The sequence below is a fragment of the Kitasatospora sp. NPDC059673 genome, from assembly GCF_042734215.1.
In the GTDB taxonomy this organism is placed as follows: domain Bacteria; phylum Actinomycetota; class Actinomycetes; order Streptomycetales; family Streptomycetaceae; genus Kitasatospora.
In genome coordinates this window covers 442,181-458,217 of sequence record NZ_JBHWEN010000001.1, presented here as the reverse complement: position 1 = coordinate 458,217, position 16,037 = coordinate 442,181, and the positions used below count along the sequence as shown (strand labels likewise).

Below are 16,037 nucleotides of genomic sequence, written 5' to 3'. Positions count from 1 at the left end.
CGGCGAGGACGAGGGGGATTGCCCCGGGCGGGGAGCGGGTCGAGTCTGGAGGGTAGGACGGTTTTTCGGTCGCGGACGGCACGAGGAGAGCCAGCGATGATGACCGAGCAGTGGAGTTCTCGGAGCGGTCATCGGGCCGTGGCACACACGGCGGACATGCGGGTGGAGGCGTGGGCGCCGACTGCGGAGGACTGCATCGCCGAGGCGGTGGGCGGGGTGGTCGAGGGCTTCGCCGACATCTCCGCGGCCCGTTCGGCCGGTGAGCGCGGGTGCGAGGTCACGGCGGAGAAGGACGAGGACCTGCTGGTCTCGGTGCTGGAAGAAGTGATCTACCGCCTGGAGGTCCACGGTGAACTACCGCTCGGCGCTGCGCTGGGCGCGATCCGGGACACGGCGGACGGCCGGGCCGTGTCGGTCCGCTTCACGATGGTGGACGCCGACACCGCCGAGCTGGTCGGGGCGGTGCCCAAGGCAGTCTCGCTGCACGGGCTCCACCTGGACGGTGGCCCGGGGGGCTGGACCTGCCAGGTGACGCTCGACGTCTGAACACGACTGGGGAGCACAGTGGAGAGATGGCGCTCACGGTGGCACTGGCCGGCGACACGATGCTCGGGCGTGGCGTCGCCGAGGAGCTGCGGCGTTCGCCGACGCCGCAGACGCTGTTCGCCGCCGAGGTGCGGGAAGCACTCGCGGAGGCCGATCTCGTGGTGCTCAACCTGGAGTGCTGCGTCTCCGACCGAGGGCACCGCTGGCCGGACCCGTACAAGCCGTTCTTCTTCCGGGCGCCTCCCGCTGCCGCGAGGGTGCTCGCCGAGTTGGGGGTGGACTGCGTGACCCTGGCCAACAACCACGCCTTGGACTACGGCTTCGACGCCCTTGCCGATACCCGTGCCCTGCTGGAGGGCGCCGGTGTCCGTACCGTGGGAGCGGGCCGGGACGTCCTGGCGGCCCGGCGGTTCGCGGTGCTGGAGACGGGCGGGGTGCGGCTGGCGGTGGTGGCCGCCACCGACCACCCGGAGGACTACGCGGCCGAGGAGCAGCGTCCCGGGGTGGCCTGGGCCGATCTTCACGCGGGCGTCCCCGACTGGCTCCGGGCGCTGGTGGTCCGGGCCGCGCGGGAGGCCGACATCGTGCTGGTCACCGCGCACTGGGGCCCCAACATGACCTCCCGGCCGCCGCGGCACGTGCTCGCGGCGGCACCGCGGCTGCTGACGGCCGGTGCGGCACTGGTGGCGGGGCACTCCGCCCACGTCTTCCACGGCGTCGCCGACCGGATCATCTACGACATGGGCGACTTCCTCGACGACTACGCCGTCCACCCGGCGCTGCGCAACGACCTGGGGCTGCTGTTCCTGGTCACCTTCGACGGGCCCGGGCCCGCACGCCTGGCCCCCGTCCGGCTGGAAGCGCTGCCCCTGTTCCTCGACCACTGCCACACCCGCCTCGCCCGCGGCGACGAGTGGGAGTGGATCCGCGAGCGGTTCACCACCGCCTGCGCCGAGCTCGGCACCGACGTGGGCGAGCGGGCCGGACGGCTGACCGTCGACTGGAGATGAGAACGGTGGAGATCACGCTCGTCGAGGAGGACCCCAACCGCTTCCGCATCGAGCAGCGGGACCGGATGCGGGTCCCCGGGGTGGTGTTCGCGTCCAAGGACCTGCTGCCACAGGCGGCGGGCGACAAGGCGCTGGAACAGGTGGCCAACGTGGCGACCCTGCCGGGCATCGTCCGCGCCTCCTTCGCCATGCCGGACGTGCACTGGGGCTATGGCTTCCCGATCGGCGGGGTGGCCGCCACCGACGTCGCCCGCGGCGGGGTCGTCTCACCCGGCGGCGTCGGGTTCGACATCTCCTGCGGCGTACGGCTGCTGGCCGCCGGCATCGACCGCGAGGCACTCGACCACCACCGGATGACGCGACTGATGGACGTCCTGGACACCACCGTCCCGCGCGGCATGGGACGCGGCGGCCTCTGGAATCTCTCGGGCCCCGAGGAGATGGACGAGCTCCTGGTCGGCGGCGCCCGGTACGCGGTCGAGCACGGCCACGGCGTGCCGCGCGACCTGGACCGCTGCGAGGACTCCGGCGCCCTGGACGGCGCCGCCCCCGGACAGGTCGGGCGGCGGGCCGTGGAACGGGGCCTGCACCAGGTCGGCAGCCTCGGAAGCGGCAACCACTTCTTCGAGCTGCAGGCCGTCGACCACCTCTACGACGCCGATACTGCGGCCGCCTTCGGACTTCACACCGGCCAGGTCTGCGTCATGATCCACTGCGGCTCGCGCGGCCTGGGCCACCAGGTGTGCACCGACCACGTCCGCACCATGGACCGTACGATGCACCGCTACCGGATCGACGTCCCGGACCGGCAGCTCGCCTGCACGCCCGTGAACTCCCCACCCGGCCGTGACTACCTCGGCGCGATGGCCGCGGCCGCCAACTACGCCCGCGCCAACCGGCAGTTGCTCTCCGAGGCCGCCCGCCGTGCCTTCGCCGACGTCGTCGGGGCGGGTCTGGAACTGGTCTACGACATCTCGCACAACACGGCCAAGGTCGAGACCCACGAGGTCGACGGGGTGGAGCGCCGCCTGTGCGTCCACCGCAAGGGCGCCACCCGGGCGCTGCCGCCGGGTGACCCGAGCCTGCCCGGGGATCTCGCCGGCGCGGGCCAGCCGGTGCTGGTCCCCGGCACGATGGGCACCGCCTCGTACGTGATGGTCGGCATGCCCGGCAACGGTGCCTTCCAATCCGCCTGCCACGGCGCCGGCCGGGTCTGGAGCCGCCACCACGCGTTGCGCATGGTGCGCGGCGAACGGCTCCGTGACGAGTTGGAGGCGAACGGCATCGCCGTGCGCCCGTCCTCGTGGCGCGGCCTCGCGGAGGAGGCGCCGGAGGCCTACAAGGACGTCGATGCGGTCACCGCCGCCACCGAGGGTGCCGGGCTCGCCCGCCTCGTCGCCCGGCTGGTGCCACTGGGCGTGGTCAAAGGCTGACCGGGCGAGGTTCGGCGGATCCGCTTGATCGTGCGAGAATTCCCGCACTATCATCGTGCGAAAATATCCGCACGATACGGAGGTGGCTCCCATGGCACCGCCACGGGTGTACGAACATCCCGAGGCCGACGAGATCGCCATCCCGCGAGTGCTGTTCGCGTTGAGCGAGCCGCTGCGGCTGTCGATGGTGCGAATGCTCGCGGAGCGCGGCGAGGTGGACAGCATCGAACTGGGACCGGACCTGCCGCGCTCGACACTCACCCACCACACCAGCCTCCTGCGCGAGACGGGCGTGACGTTCGTCCGCGCCGAAGGGCGCAAGTGCATGATCCGGCTTCGCCGCGAGGACCTGGAGAGGCGGTTCCCCGGCCTGATCGACACGGTCCTCGCCGGGTACCAGGAAGCCCCTCCGGCGGGGGAGGGCGCGTGATCCGCCGCCTCTGGCCACTGGTCGTGGCCGCGGCCGCGCTGGGCGTCGATGCCTACGTCCTCGCCGGAGTGCTGCCCGCGATCGCCGATTCGCTGGCTGCCACGGTGGCGGCGGTCGGCCTGGGGGTCACGGCCTTCACGGCCGCGTACGCCCTGGCGGGGCCGCTGCTGTCGAGGACGCTGATCCGGCGGAGCACCGCGGCGGCGCTGCTGATCGCGCTGGGCGTGTTCAATCTCGGCAACCTGGTGACCGTGCTCTCCCCGGGGGTCGAGGTGTTCCTCGCCTCACGGGTGATGGCCGGAGCCGGTGCGGGGGTGCTCACCGCGGTGGCGACCGCGACCGCCACCGCGATGGCCGCCGACCACGAACGGGGCCGCGCCATGGCCCTGGTGACCTTCGGTCTGTCCACCGGAACGGTCGCCGGAGTGCCGATCGGGATGATCGTCGGCGACCGGTTGAACTGGCGGTGGACCATGAGCCTGGTCGTCGCCGTCGGCCTGGTCAGCATGGCCGCGCTGGCGGTCAAGGCACGTACGATTCCGCCGCTGCCCGCCTCGCGCGGACCCGCCTTCGCGGTGCTGCGGTCGTCGCGGACCCTCGTCGGGGTCGCCGCCGCCTTCCTCCTCGGCGTGGCCAGCCTCGGGCTCTACACCTACCTGCTGCCCCTGGCCGAGGCCCGCGGACTCCAGGGCTGGGGTTTCGCGCTGGTGTGGGCCTGGGGCATCGGCGGAGTCGCCGGCTCCGCCCTGATCGGCAGGGCCCTCGACGCCTTCGGGCCCCGCGCTCTGCTCATCGCCCTGCCCGCCGCGCTCCTGGGCGGCTTCGCCGCCTTCTGGGTCTTCACCGCCCCGGCGGTGTGGCTTGCCGCGGCGACGCTGTGGGGCGCGGCGGGATGGGCGTGCGTCCCGACGCTGCAGCAGGCGCTGACCGCGCACCGGCCGCAGGAGGCGATGCCGATCGTCGCGTTCCAGATGGCCGCCATGTACCTCGGGTCCGCCACCGGGGCCGCCGCAGGCAGCAGCCTGCTCGCCCACGGCACCGATCCGCGGGAACTGCCCGCCTGGGCGCTGGTGCCCACGGCTCTGGCGCTGCTGCTCACCGGATGGCTCGGCACCAGTGCGCTCGGCGCGCGCCGCCGCGCGACCGACCTCGCGTGCGAGGTCGTGGGCTGATCCTGCAACGGTGCTGGTCGTGACGAGGCCTCAGCTCCTGGGCTGTGGCCTTGTCGCCTGTCATGCCTGGTCGGGGCTCGGTGTCGGCGTCGGCGGTGCCAGTGGGACCAGCACAGGGTGTGGTGTGCGGCGGATGATCGTCCGGCCATGGCGGATCGGCTGCGGGGTCGGCAGCCGGAGCTGCCGACCCCAGGGGCGGGGGTCAGTCCCGGGCGCGGCTGAGGATCCAGACGCCGTAGGCGTCGTTCGCGGGGTGCAGCTGGTAGGTGCCGGCCCGCAGGTCGATGCGCAGGCCGGCGGCGGTCAGATCCGCCTCGAACTCCGCCGCGGGGTAGGTGCGGGCGTGCGGCGGAGGGTCCTGGAGGTGGAAGCCGACCAGGATCCGGCCGTTCTCGCCGAGCACGTCGCGCATGGCGCGCAGGGCCGCGCGTTCGGTGCCCTCGGCCAGGTAGACGATGACGTTGCCCACGCAGACGACCAGGTCGAACGGGCCGTCGCCGGGGCCGAGGTCGAGAATGTCGCGTTCCTCGATCGGCAGCCCGGGATAGGTCTCCCGGGCCTGCCGGACCAGGGCCTCGTCGGGCTCGATCGCGACCACCTCGTGCCCCCGCTTCCGGAGCGCGGCGGCCACCCGGCCCATGCCGGCACCGGCATCGAGCACCCGGGCGCCGCGCGGCAGGAGCGTGTCGGCCAGCCGGGCCTCGCCGTCGACGTCCTCGCCGGCGGCGATCAACTCGGCGAACCGCTTGCCGAAGTTTCCGCTGTTTCCCGCCTCCTGCCAGCGGGTTCGTCGCGTCGTCATCGGTATGGGCTCTCCAGGTGGCAGCGTGGTCCCGTCCATGCCTCGCATCCTAAGGCGAGGCCATCGGCGCTGGTGACGGCCTCCGTGCAGGCGGTCCGGACGGCACACCTCAAGGAAGGCGGCCGACCAAAGTGCGGCATACCACGGCCGCACCAACGCGGGGGCGTGGGCGCGGCCGTGGGGTGGTCGTGGGGGTCAGTGGGTGCGGCGGCGGCTCCGCAGCAGGAGGAGGGCGCCTGCGGCGACGGTGGTGAGGGCGGCGAGGGCGGCGACGGGCAGGACGTTGCTACCGGTCTCGGGGAGGTGGCCGTGGTGGTCGTGGTCGTGGCCGGGCGGGGGCGCGTGGGTCGGGCTCGGGCTCGGGCTCGGGCTCGGCGAGGGGCTGGGGACGGTGACCGGGACCTCGGTGCGGCAGCGCGCGTCGGTCGAGCCCGGCGCGCAGTTGTTCGCGTAAGTGGTGGAAGTGACGCCGTTGCGCAGTACCGCGGAGGCGGTCAGCGTGGAGCGCACGGTGACGGAGTAGTCGATGGTCGCGGTGGCGCCGACGGGCAGGTCCCCGCTCCAGGTCAGGGTGGTGCCGGAGATCTGGACCTGGCCGCGGTCGGCGGTGGCGTCGTTGTTGTAGGCGGCGGAGTCCAGGACGCCGGCCAGGTCGTCGGTGAGGGTGACGCCGGGGGCGTCGGTCCGGCTGGTGTTGGTGACCTGGATCCGGTAGTGGACGGTGTCGCCGGGCTCGGCGCCGGTGGGCTCGGCGGTCTTGATGATGGTGTAGCCGGGCACCGCGGCGACGGTGTTGCGCACGGTGTTGCTGGTGCGCTCCTGGACGCGGCCGGTCTGGCTGCCCTGGAACTGGAGGGTGGCGGTGTCGTCGAGGTGGGTGCCGATGGCGGCGTCGGCGTCGACGGTGACCTGGAGGGCGACGTTGGTCTCGGCGCCGGGCGGCAGGTCGTTGACGGTGCAGGTGACGGTCCGTCCGCTCGCCTGGCAGTCGGGGTTGGAGGCGGGGACGAAGGTGGTGCCGGCCGGGATGGTGTCGGTCACGGTGATCTCGGTGGCGGTGTCGAGGTCGGCGGAGCTGCCGTCCTGGCGGCGGTTGGCGACGGTGAAGGTGTAGGTGATGGTCTCGCCGGGGCCGACCAGGCCGGGCGGGTTGTCGTCCGGGTTGCCGGGCGGGGTGTTGGCCTTGGTGATCCGCAGGTCGGGTTCGAGGGCGTCCAGCGCCAGCCAGGCGGCCTGCGGTTCCAGGGCGTCGCCGGCGCCGCTGATGCGGACCAGGGCCTGCGCGGCACCGGCCGGGATCTTGCCGGTGACGTCGATCATCCGGGCGTCGTAGCCGTAGTTGTTGATCGGGTCGGGGTCGCGGGTGGTGATGTTGGTGCCGGTGCCGTCCGCCGCGACGTGGTCGATCCGGCTGGTGAACGCGTTGTCGGTGCTGACCCCGGTGGGCCCGGGCATCGGCAGCAGGATCAGGTTCTCCGGGGTGGAGCCGACGGCCAGGGTGTCCCCGGCGATCGGTGCGTCGCCGTCGCCGACGGTGATGCCCAGGGTGGCCCGGGGGGCCGTGGTGGCGGGGGTGCGGATGCCGCCCAGAGTGAGGGTGGTCTCGCTGTCGGGGTCACGCAGCAGCTGGTAGCCGTCCCAGACCTGGAGGTAGCGCATCGGCTCGGCCAGGTCCTCGTAGGCGACGACCAGTGACCAGCCGCCCCAGCAGCCCACGTTGTTGCCGCCGAAGTTCTGGGCCGAGGAACGGCCGGCGCACGCCTGGATGTCGGCGACGGTGTAGCTGCCCGCGCCGGCGGCCCTGACCTCGGCCGTCACGTCCTTGACCGCCCCGGCGGCCAGCAGCGGCTCGGGCGGGTTCCCGCCGACCTTCTGGTCGAACCAGTCGTAGGTGTCCGCGGTCACCTGCTGGTAGTCGCTCGCGCCCGGGACCTTCCAGAAGACCTGGTTGCCCGTGTTGATATCGCCGGAGGTGCCGCCCGCGGTGCTGGTGTTGGTCGGGTTGAACTGCCAGTACAGGCGGGCCGACAGGACGTTCGCGCCGGCCGGAAGCAGCAGCTGCGCGGAGGAGGCGTTCGGGCCCGGCGCGTTCGGGTCGACCTTGATGAACTTGGTCCGCCCGTTGTTCGAGCCCTCGGTGTCCGAACAGACCGTGCCGTCACTGTCGTCGCAGGTCAGCACCGAGTTGGAGGCCATCGTCAGGTTGCCGTGCGCCAGCAGGTCGACCACCGGGTCCGGGCCGATCGGACGCTGCGTCCCGGCCCCGCGCGGCCTCGCCCCGGCGGCGCCGACCGCCTCGGCCGCGGGCTTCGCCGGCGCCGGGGCGGGGCGGGCGGCGGCCTGGGCCTGCCCGGACCCGGTGGTGTCGGCGGTGGCCGCGGGGGCCGCGCCGGTCAGGGTGGCGGCACCCGCACCGAGCACCACCGCCAGCAACGTGGACAGGACGCGCGGCGGACGCCGGCGCGGTCGTCGGACAGAAGACACGGGAACCTCGCTGTCAGGAGGGACACGAACAGCAAACCTCGTACCTGCCCGCACGACCGCCGAAGCCCGACGGCCGGGCTCTTCACTCCGCCGGAGCAGCCCGGCTGGCCGGATCGCCCGGAGTGTGGCCGGTGCGCCGGTGACGGGACCGCGAAGGCGCGGGCCGGGCCGCCCCGCCTCGTCCGCGAGCGGCTGCGGATCGAAGGCCTTGAAAGCAGCGCCGGCGCCCATCCGGCCGCGAAGGTGATGGCCCCGGTCGCGGCGGTGTGCGCCGGGGCGGACTCCATCGACGACACGGACCGGTTGCGGCACGGTGCCACGGACCGGCTGTTCGGCGGGGTCCGTCCGTGCTGGGCACGTTCCCGCCTTCACTCACGGGCACAACCGCCAACTGCGCCCGGCGCACCGGGACTTGCGCGCCGGCGGCCCCTCCTCGGACCGGCGTTCCCCGGTGGCTGCCCCGCAACCGCCCAGCGAGCCGCCCGGAGGCGATCGGTGACCCCACGGGGCTCGGACACGTGCCGATCGCCACCGCGTCCCGGCGCTTGCCGGATCGGCCCACATCGCCGCGAGGACGGCGTCCGCGCTGCCGGGGCCGTGAAGGCGACCCGGTAGCCCTCGTCGGCGCCGTGCAGGACGCCTGGGCCGAGCAGGCCGAACGGGGCTGCCCGGTCCGGTTGCCGGGGCGAAAGGGCCGTTCGGACCACGTGGAGCCACGCCCGTCCAGGGAAGGCTGGGAACGAGGGGAGTCACGCCGACCCGATGAGGAGGCGGACGTCATGCGCACGCGTGCGCGGCAACGGACGAACCCGCTGAGGCGGGGCAGCGACCGCGTCCAGTGGTGGGTGGCCCGGGTGCTGCTGGTGCTCGCGGTCGCCGGCCTCCCGGCGGCGCTCGCCGTCGGCCTGGCGGTCCAGCACGAGCAGGCCGCGGCGGCCCGGGCCCAGGCCGCCGCCCGGCACCCCGTCGTGGCACGGCTCGCCGAGGACGCCCCGGCCGGGCTCGTCGGCAAGGTGCCGGCCGCCGTCACCTGGTCCGCCGACGGCACCCTCCACCGGGCCACCGCCGAGGTGGCACCCGGCCGGAGCGCCGGCACCCCGGTGCGGATCTGGCTGGACGCCAACGGCGCCGTCGTCCACCCGCCGGCCACCACCGGCCGGGCCACCGCGGCGGCGTGGACCGCCGCCCTGGTCACCGCCACCGCCCTGCCCGCGGCCGGTGCGCTGGCATGGAAGGGCACGCTGTACGTCCTCGACCGCGGCCGCTACGCCCGCTGGGACGCGGAGTGGCGGCAGGTGGAGCCCCGCTGGACCCGCCGCCAGCCGAGCTGACGACCCCCGGCCGACCGCCGCCGCACCGGCCCACCCGCGCACCCGCCCGCCCCCTGGGCCGGTCGGCCCCGGGGGTTCGGGCTGCGCGGCCCTGGGAGCGGGCCCGGCGGCGAGGGACCGTGGAGGAGACACCCCCCGAGGAGGTGGCAGCCATGGACCCCGGATCCCCCGGCGCCCGCCCCGCCCGCAGCCGCGCCCGCCCCTGGACCCGCGGACCCCGTCCGGCCGACCGATGCCCTACTGACCGGGGAGACGACATGCGACGGATCATTCCCTTCAACGAACTCGGCCGCGCCGACGTCGCCCTGGTCGGCGGCAAGAACGCCTCGCTCGGTGAACTCACCACCCGGCTCGCGGCGGCCGGAGTCCGGGTACCCGACGGCTTCGCCACCACCGCGGACGCCTTCCGCGAATTCCTCGACACCGCCGGTCTGCGGCAGCGGGTCGAGGAACAGCTCGGCCGGCTGCACCGGGACGCGCCGCTGCCGGAGGTGGGCGCGGCCGTCCGGGCCGCACTGCTGGCCACCCCGCTGCCGCCGCAACTCGAAGCGGAACTCGCCGACGCCTACCGGAAGTTGGCGCAATCCGCCGGCCGGTCCGACCCGGACGTCGCGGTGCGCTCCAGCGCGACCGCCGAGGACCTGCCCGAGGCCAGCTTCGCCGGGCAGCAGGAGACCTTCCTGAACGTGCGGGGCGTCCCCGCCCTACTGGACGCCTGCCGACGCTGCTACGCCTCGCTGTTCACCGACCGGGCGATCGACTACCGGCAGCGGCTGGGCTTCGAGCAGCTCGCGGTCGCCCTCTCCGTGGGGGTGCAGCTGATGGTGCGCTCCGACCTCGGCAGCGCCGGCGTCGCGTTCACCCTCGACACCGAGACCGGATATCCGGACGTGGTGCTGATCAGCGCCGCCTGGGGGCTCGGCGAGACCGTGGTCGGCGGACAGGTCGATCCCGACGAGTACCTGCTGGACAAGCCACTGCTGGACGGCGGCGCCGCGCGCACCCCGCTGCTGCGGGCCACCGTCGGCGCCAAACGCCGCAAGGCGGTCTACGACGAGCACGGCTCCACCCGGATCGTCGACACCACCGCCGGGGAACGCACCGCCCGGGTCCTCGACGACACCGACCTCGACACGCTCGGCCGGTGGGCGGTCGCCGTCGAACGGCACTACGGCTGCCCGATGGACCTCGAATGGGCCAAGGACGGCCGGACCGGCGAACTCTTCCTGGTCCAGGCCCGGCCGGAGACCGTGCAGTCCCGGCGGGCCGGCGCGGTGCTGCGCCACTACCGGCTGACCGGCACCGGCGAACGGCTGGTGGACGGCCTCGCCGTCGGCCAGGCGGTCGGGCACGGCCCGGTCTGCGCGCTGTCGGCCCCCGGCGAGATCGCCCGCTTCCCCGAAGGGGCCGTCCTGGTCACCACGATCACCGACCCCGACTGGGAACCGCTGATGAAACGCGCCTCGGCGATCGTCACCGACCACGGCGGCCGCACCTCGCACGCCGCGATCGTCAGCCGCGAACTCGGCGTCCCCGCGGTGATCGGCACCGGCCGGGCCACCCACGTCCTGGCGAACGACCAGGAAGTCACCGTCTCCTGCGCCGAAGGCGAGCAGGGCCACGTCTACGCCGGACGGGTCGCCTGGGAGGAGACGCAGACCGACCTCGGCGCGCTCCCGCAGACCCGCACCCGCGTCATGCTGAACCTCGCCGACCCGGCCGCCGCGTTCCGTTGGTGGCAGCTGCCCGCCGACGGCGTCGGCCTGGCCCGGACGGAGTTCGTGGTCGCCCACCAGGTGCGGGTCCACCCGATGGCGCTGGTCCACCCGGAACGCCTGTCCCCCGAGGACCGGCGGGCCGTCGATGCCCTCACCGACGGCATGCCCGACCGCACCGAGTACTTCGTGGACCGGCTCGCCCAGGGAATCGCCCCGCTCGTCGCCTCCCGCCGGCCCGACCCGGTGATCGTCCGCACCAGCGACTTCAAGACCAACGAGTACGCCCGCCTGCTCGGCGGCCGCCCCTTCGAACCCGTCGAGGCCAACCCGATGATCGGCTGGCGCGGCGCGAGCCGCTACTACGACGACCGCTACCGCGAAGGCTTCGCGCTGGAGTGCCGGGCGCTGCGCCGGGTCCGCGACGAGATCGGCCTGACCAACCTCGTGGTGATGATCCCGTTCTGCCGCACCCCGGAGGAGGCCGACCGGGTGCTCGCCGAAATGGCCGCCAACGGGCTGGAGCGCGGGCACCACGGCCTGAAGGTGTACGTGATGGCGGAGATCCCCTCCAACATCGTGCTCGTCGAGGAGTTCGCCGAACGCTTCGACGGCTTCTCGATCGGCAGCAACGACCTCACCCAGCTCACCCTGGGCGTCGATCGGGACTCCGACCTGCTCTCCCACCTCTTCGACGAGACCGACCCCGCCGTCACCCGCTCGATCGAGCATCTGGTCACCGCCGCCCACACGGCCGGCCGCCCGGTCGGCCTGTGCGGCCAACGCCCCAGCAACGACCCGCAGTTCACCCGCTTCCTGGTGCGCTGCGGCATCGACTCGGTGTCCGTCGCGCCGGACAGCTTCGCCGCCGTCAAACAGTGCGTGGCCGACGCGGAGAGCGGCAGGTGACGGACCGTCTCCCCGGGACGTCCGGACGCTCAGCGGCCGGGCGTCCGGTAGGCGTGGGGGTGCTCGAAGTCGGGGCTGGTGTCGTCCTCGGTCCAGTCGAGGGTCTGGTGGACGGCCACCACGCCGTCGACCGCGCGGCACAGGCGTTCGGCGAGGGGGATCAGACTGCGGCGGGGCAGTCGGCCGGTGAGGGTGACCACGCCGTCCTGCACGGCGACGGCGACGGCGTCCGGGGCCAGCCACAGGGTGTGGCCGAGGACGTCGTGGACGATCTCCTCGCGGATCGCGCCGTCGTGCCGCAGGAACACCTGGAGCAGGTCGGCCCGGCTGACGATGCCGATCAGGCGGCCCGCCTCGTCCACCACCGGCAGGCGCTTGACCCGGTGGCGGTCCATCTGGCGGGCGGCCTCGCCGACGTTCCATGAGGCGCGCGCGGTCACCACGGGGCTGGTCATCAGCCCCCCGGCGGTCTCCGCCTCCGCCCGGGCCTGGTCGGGCGGCCGCAGCCAGCGGCCCGGATGGCGGTCCTCCGGGTCCGGCAGGACGGCCTCCTTGCGGAGCAGGTCCGCCTCGGAGACCATGCCGACCGGCCGGTCCTGGTCGTCGACCACCGGCACGGCGGTGATGTCGTTGCGGTGGAACAGCGCGGCGACCTCCTTGAACGGGGTGTCCGGCCGGGCCGTCACCACCTCACGGGTCATCAGTTCGGCGACACTGCGGTGCTGCATGGTCCTCACTCCTCCGCCGCTCGGTTCCGCTACCTCCACCATCGGCCCGACCGCCGGTACCGGGACAGGGCCGACCGGCCCCGCGTCCGGCCCCGGCGGCCCACGCGGACGCCCGGCGGACCGGCGGATCCTGGAAAGGGACCCCGGGAGGCCGTCAGGGACCGACCGGCCCGCCACCGTGCCCGGGCCGGTTCGGCGGTGTGCCCTCAGGAGAGGAGAACGCGGAATGAGAGCCGCGATCGGAGACCGCATCATCGTCGAGGGCACCCGCCCCGGCGCCGCCCGCCGCGACGGCGAAGTCGTCGCCCTGCACCACACCGACGGCAGCCCGCCGTACGACGTGCGCTGGTCCGACACCGGACGGGTGTCGGAGTACTTCCCCGGCCCCGACGCCCGGATCCACCACTACCCCGGGCCCGAATCGCAGCAGCGGCCGCACCCCGCCTCGGGCTGACACCGCCCCGGTCGCCGGGCCGGCGGTCGGTCCGTGCCCGCCGGCCGGCGATTCATCCGTCCTGCGCGGGCAGCGGCCGACGGAGCAGCCGGCGCAGGTACGGGTCGAACGGGAGCCGCGGTTCGACGCGGATCAGGGCGTCGGTGCAGAGCACGCCGTCGGACCGGACGAGGACGGGGCCGAGCCGGGCCTCGGTGAGCTGCGGCAGGTCGGTGGCCATCCGGGACACCCCGACCAGCACCCGGTGCAGGTCGGCCAGGTCGGCCGGGCGGTGGCCCGGCAGCAGCGGGTCGGCGTGCAGTTCGGCGACCATCGCGGCCGGGTCGGCATCGGTCAGCGGCGCGAGACGGGCGGACCGGTCGTGCAGCACCTCGCCGGTCGGGCCGCCGAGGCCGAGCAGCACCAGCGGGCCGAACACCTCGTCCTGGCGGACATCGATGCGCAGGTCGGCACCGGGCGCGGCCGCCGGGCGCACCACCACGCCGGCCGTCCGCCCGCCGGCCGTCCGTCCGCCCGCCGAAGCGGTCGCCTCCCGGAAGGCGTCGCGCGTCTCGCGGTCGGTGCGGACCGTCCTCGGCGCGTCCCCGGCCGGGTGCCCGGTTCGGTGGGCGCTCAGCACGGCCCGGCCGCCGTGGCCGAGCAGGCGCAGCGAGCGGGCGGCGAGGACGGCGGTGTGCTCGTCGGGCGCCCACACCGTCGTGGTCAGCGGCAGGCGGTAGCACTCCAGCAGGTCGGCGGTGCGCGCCGGGTCGAGCAGGCCGCCGTCCGGCCGTTCGGCGAGGAAGCCGTCCACCAGCCGCTGCGCGGCCTCGGGGTCGCAGCCCGGCAGCTCGGCCTCGGCGGCCGCCGGACGGGCCAGCATCCGGGCCCGCGCGCGGGCGGCGGCCAGGGCGGACGCAGCCGAACGGGAGTCGGCGTAGGCCGGGATCAGCGCGCCGTCCCGGGCGGTCAGGCAACTGACCGGCGCCTGCTGGTCGATCCGTACGGCGGCGAGCGGAAGACGGCGCCGGCCCGGGCCGTCCAGGAGGGCACGCAGCGGATCACGCTCCGGGCCCTCGGTCAGCGCGGTGGGCACCAGGCACACCACCAGGGCGTCCACGGCGTCGCTGTGTTCCAGCAGGTCGAGGCAGTGGAGCAGCTGGTCCGGCCCGGCGGCGGGAGTGATGTCGACCGGGTTGCCGGTGCCCGCGCCGTCGGGCAGCGCGCGGCGCAGCCGGGCGGCGAGGCCGTCCGGCAGACCGGGCAGGTCCAGGCCGGCCTCGGCGCAGGCGTCGGCGGTGAGGATGCCGATCCCGGCGGCGTTGGAGACCACGGCGACCGCGCCGCGCTCGGCGGGCAGCGGCTGGGTGTGCAGGAGCGCCGCGGTCTCCACCAGCTCGGCGACGGAGCGGGTGGCGGTGATGCCGGCCTGGTCGAACAGCGCGGCCCGGGTGACGGCCGGGACGGCGGCGGCGGCAGTGTGCGCGGCGGCCCCGCGACGGCCGGCCGAGGAACGTCCGGCATCGACGGTCAGGACCGGGAAGCGGCGGGTGACCCGGCGGGCGGTGCGGGCGAACGCCCGTGGGTTGCCGAAGGATTCGAGGTGCAGCAGGGCCAGGTCGGTGCGGCCGTCGCTCTCCCACCACTGCAGCAGGTCGTTGGCGCTGACGTCGTACTTGTCGCCGAGCGAGACGAACGTCGACACGCCGATGCCCAGCCAGGCCAGCCGCTCCAGCAGCGCGATGCCGACGCCGCCGGACTGCGCGGCGACCCCGGCCGTGCCGGGCTGCGGGAACGCGCCGCCGAACTCGGCGTCCAGCCGTACCGCCGGATCGGTCTGCGCCAGGCCCAGGCTGTTCGGGCCGACCAGCCGCATCGAGTGCGCCCGGCAGCTGTGCAGCAGCTGCCGGGCCTGGTCGGCGTCCAGGCCGGAGGTCAGCACCACCAGGGCGCGGACGCCGGCCCGGCCGCACTCCTCGGCCGCGGCGGGGACCGCGTCGGCGGGAACGGCGAGCACCGCCAGCTCCGGTGCCCGGGGCAGCGCCGCGAGCGAAGAGTAGGAGGGCAGATCGGCGACCTGCTCGGCGTGCGGGTTGACCGCCCACACCTCGCCGCGGAAACCGCCGTCGTGGATCTTGCGCAGCACGCTCTGCCCGACCGACCTGGACCGCCGGGAGGCCCCCAGGACGGCGACCGAGCGCGGCCGCAGCAGGGCGGTGAGGCTGGCGAGGTCGGCGGTGCGGCCGCGTTCCTCCACCGCCCGCAGGTAGTGCTCGTCCGTTTTCGCGCCGGCCAGCGGCACCAGGATCCGGACCTCGCCCTCCCGGTAGCGGCGGTGCACCGGCAGCCCGAGGTCGGAGAACAGGCGGTGCACGGCGCTGTTGCCCGCCAGGGCGTCCGCCTCGAAGACGGTGACGCCGCGCTCCCGGGCGGCGTGCACCAGGTGCTCCAGCAGCAGGCTGCCGACGCCCCGGTGCTGCCAGGCGTCGGCCACCGCGAGGGCGAGCTCCGCGGTGCCGGGCTGCTCGGCAGCGGTCTCGACGTCGGCCTCCCCGACGAGCACGCCGCCCGCCCACACGCCGAGCGCGTACAGCTCGGGACGGGGCGGCCCGCACAGCCGGTCGGCCGTCAGCTCCGGGGCGCGGCGGCTGGTGCCGAGGAAGCGCAGCCGCCGGCTCGCCTCCGACATCCGCTCCGTGTGCAGCGCGAGCACCTGCGGGCGGTCGGCCGGGACGAGGGGCCGGATCGACACGGTGCTGCCGTCGGCGAGCAGCGCCTCCTCGCCGGGCGTCCGGCCCGCTCGTCCACGCGGTGCCGGGGAAGGGGTGGTCCTCGCGGGCTGCTCGGTCATGGCGGCGCTCCTTCGGCCGGTGGGTCCGGGACAAGGACCCCTCCGATCCACCGTGCGACGGTGCGGCAGCACCGGCCAGGGCTCGCGGGGACCTTCCGGGGCGCAGCGGACCCTGTTCAACCGGGGCCGCCCGGCCCACCCCGGCCCGGATTGCTCGCACGCCCGCCGCGATTCGCGTCCGCCGCCACGTTCC

Annotated in this window: 12 protein-coding genes; 8 read left to right on the top strand and 4 right to left on the bottom strand. The window is 74.7% G+C overall.

The features are described from left to right. Positions 1–138 precede the first annotated feature (138 nt). The 5 genes from ACFV18_RS01825 (at position 139) to ACFV18_RS01805 (ending at position 4,591) form a co-directional block, all read left to right on the top strand. Positions 139–546 carry an archease gene (locus ACFV18_RS01825; protein WP_380478203.1) on the top strand — a complete coding sequence of 136 codons (408 nt, stop codon included), beginning with the start codon at positions 139–141 and terminating at the stop codon, positions 544–546. A 26-nt stretch (positions 547–572) separates the two neighbouring features. Beyond that, complete coding sequence (locus tag ACFV18_RS01820) at positions 573–1,556, top strand: CapA family protein (protein ID WP_380478202.1); 984 nt, start codon at positions 573–575, stop codon at positions 1,554–1,556. A 5-nt stretch (positions 1,557–1,561) separates the two neighbouring features. Then, positions 1,562–2,989, top strand: a complete 1,428-nt coding sequence (locus ACFV18_RS01815; RefSeq protein WP_380478201.1) for an RtcB family protein — start codon at positions 1,562–1,564, stop codon at positions 2,987–2,989. Between the two features lie 91 nt (positions 2,990–3,080). Beyond that, positions 3,081–3,419 carry an ArsR/SmtB family transcription factor gene (locus ACFV18_RS01810; protein WP_380478200.1) on the top strand — a complete coding sequence of 113 codons (339 nt, stop codon included), beginning with the start codon at positions 3,081–3,083 and terminating at the stop codon, positions 3,417–3,419. Next, positions 3,416–4,591, top strand: a complete 1,176-nt coding sequence (locus ACFV18_RS01805; RefSeq protein ID WP_380478199.1) for an MFS transporter — start codon at positions 3,416–3,418, stop codon at positions 4,589–4,591. The genes ACFV18_RS01810 and ACFV18_RS01805 overlap by 4 nt, the downstream gene beginning before the upstream one ends. A gap of 202 nt (positions 4,592–4,793) precedes the next feature. Here the strand turns inward: ACFV18_RS01805 and ACFV18_RS01800 are convergent, their stop codons facing one another. Both ACFV18_RS01800 and ACFV18_RS01795 read right to left on the bottom strand, forming a co-directional pair. After that, on the bottom strand, positions 4,794–5,393 hold the full coding sequence (locus ACFV18_RS01800; RefSeq protein ID WP_380478198.1) for a class I SAM-dependent methyltransferase: 600 nt from the start codon (positions 5,391–5,393) through the stop codon (positions 4,794–4,796). A 195-nt stretch (positions 5,394–5,588) separates the two neighbouring features. Then, positions 5,589–7,877: an LPXTG cell wall anchor domain-containing protein gene (locus ACFV18_RS01795; RefSeq protein WP_380478197.1), complete on the bottom strand. Its 2,289-nt coding sequence runs from the start codon at positions 7,875–7,877 to the stop codon at positions 5,589–5,591. A 779-nt stretch (positions 7,878–8,656) separates the two neighbouring features. Between ACFV18_RS01795 and ACFV18_RS01790 the strand changes: the two genes are divergently transcribed. Then, positions 8,657–9,208: a hypothetical protein gene (locus ACFV18_RS01790; RefSeq protein WP_380478196.1), complete on the top strand. Its 552-nt coding sequence runs from the start codon at positions 8,657–8,659 to the stop codon at positions 9,206–9,208. A 257-nt stretch (positions 9,209–9,465) separates the two neighbouring features. Next, complete coding sequence (gene ppsA / locus ACFV18_RS01785) at positions 9,466–11,832, top strand: phosphoenolpyruvate synthase (RefSeq protein ID WP_380478195.1); 2,367 nt, start codon at positions 9,466–9,468, stop codon at positions 11,830–11,832. 29 nt (positions 11,833–11,861) lie between these two features. Here the strand turns inward: ppsA and ACFV18_RS01780 are convergent, their stop codons facing one another. After that, positions 11,862–12,560: a CBS domain-containing protein gene (locus ACFV18_RS01780; protein ID WP_380478194.1), complete on the bottom strand. Its 699-nt coding sequence runs from the start codon at positions 12,558–12,560 to the stop codon at positions 11,862–11,864. Positions 12,561–12,786: 226 nt separating this feature from the next. Here ACFV18_RS01780 and ACFV18_RS01775 point away from each other — a divergent pair, with 226 nt between their 5' ends. After that, on the top strand, positions 12,787–13,014 hold the full coding sequence (locus tag ACFV18_RS01775) for a DUF1918 domain-containing protein (RefSeq protein ID WP_380478193.1): 228 nt from the start codon (positions 12,787–12,789) through the stop codon (positions 13,012–13,014). A gap of 52 nt (positions 13,015–13,066) precedes the next feature. Here the strand turns inward: ACFV18_RS01775 and ACFV18_RS01770 are convergent, their stop codons facing one another. After that, a complete protein-coding gene (locus tag ACFV18_RS01770; RefSeq protein WP_380478192.1) occupies positions 13,067–15,844 on the bottom strand; it encodes a GNAT family N-acetyltransferase in 2,778 nt (925 codons plus the stop codon). Positions 15,845–16,037: the final 193 nt, after the last annotated feature.

Excerpts from the sequence above, each read along its gene's own strand:
- ACFV18_RS01820 (WP_380478202.1), top strand. The coding sequence starts at position 573 with ATGGCGCTCACGGTGGCACTGGCCGGCGACACGATGCTCGGGCGTGGC.
- ACFV18_RS01810 (WP_380478200.1), top strand. The coding sequence starts at position 3,081 with ATGGCACCGCCACGGGTGTACGAACATCCCGAGGCCGACGAGATCGCC.
- ACFV18_RS01800 (WP_380478198.1), bottom strand. The coding sequence starts at position 5,393 with ATGACGACGCGACGAACCCGCTGGCAGGAGGCGGGAAACAGCGGAAAC.
- ACFV18_RS01790 (WP_380478196.1), top strand. The coding sequence starts at position 8,657 with ATGCGCACGCGTGCGCGGCAACGGACGAACCCGCTGAGGCGGGGCAGC.
- ppsA (WP_380478195.1), top strand. The coding sequence starts at position 9,466 with ATGCGACGGATCATTCCCTTCAACGAACTCGGCCGCGCCGACGTCGCC.
- ACFV18_RS01780 (WP_380478194.1), bottom strand. The coding sequence starts at position 12,560 with ATGCAGCACCGCAGTGTCGCCGAACTGATGACCCGTGAGGTGGTGACG.
- ACFV18_RS01775 (WP_380478193.1), top strand. The coding sequence starts at position 12,787 with ATGAGAGCCGCGATCGGAGACCGCATCATCGTCGAGGGCACCCGCCCC.
- ACFV18_RS01770 (WP_380478192.1), bottom strand. The coding sequence starts at position 15,844 with ATGACCGAGCAGCCCGCGAGGACCACCCCTTCCCCGGCACCGCGTGGA.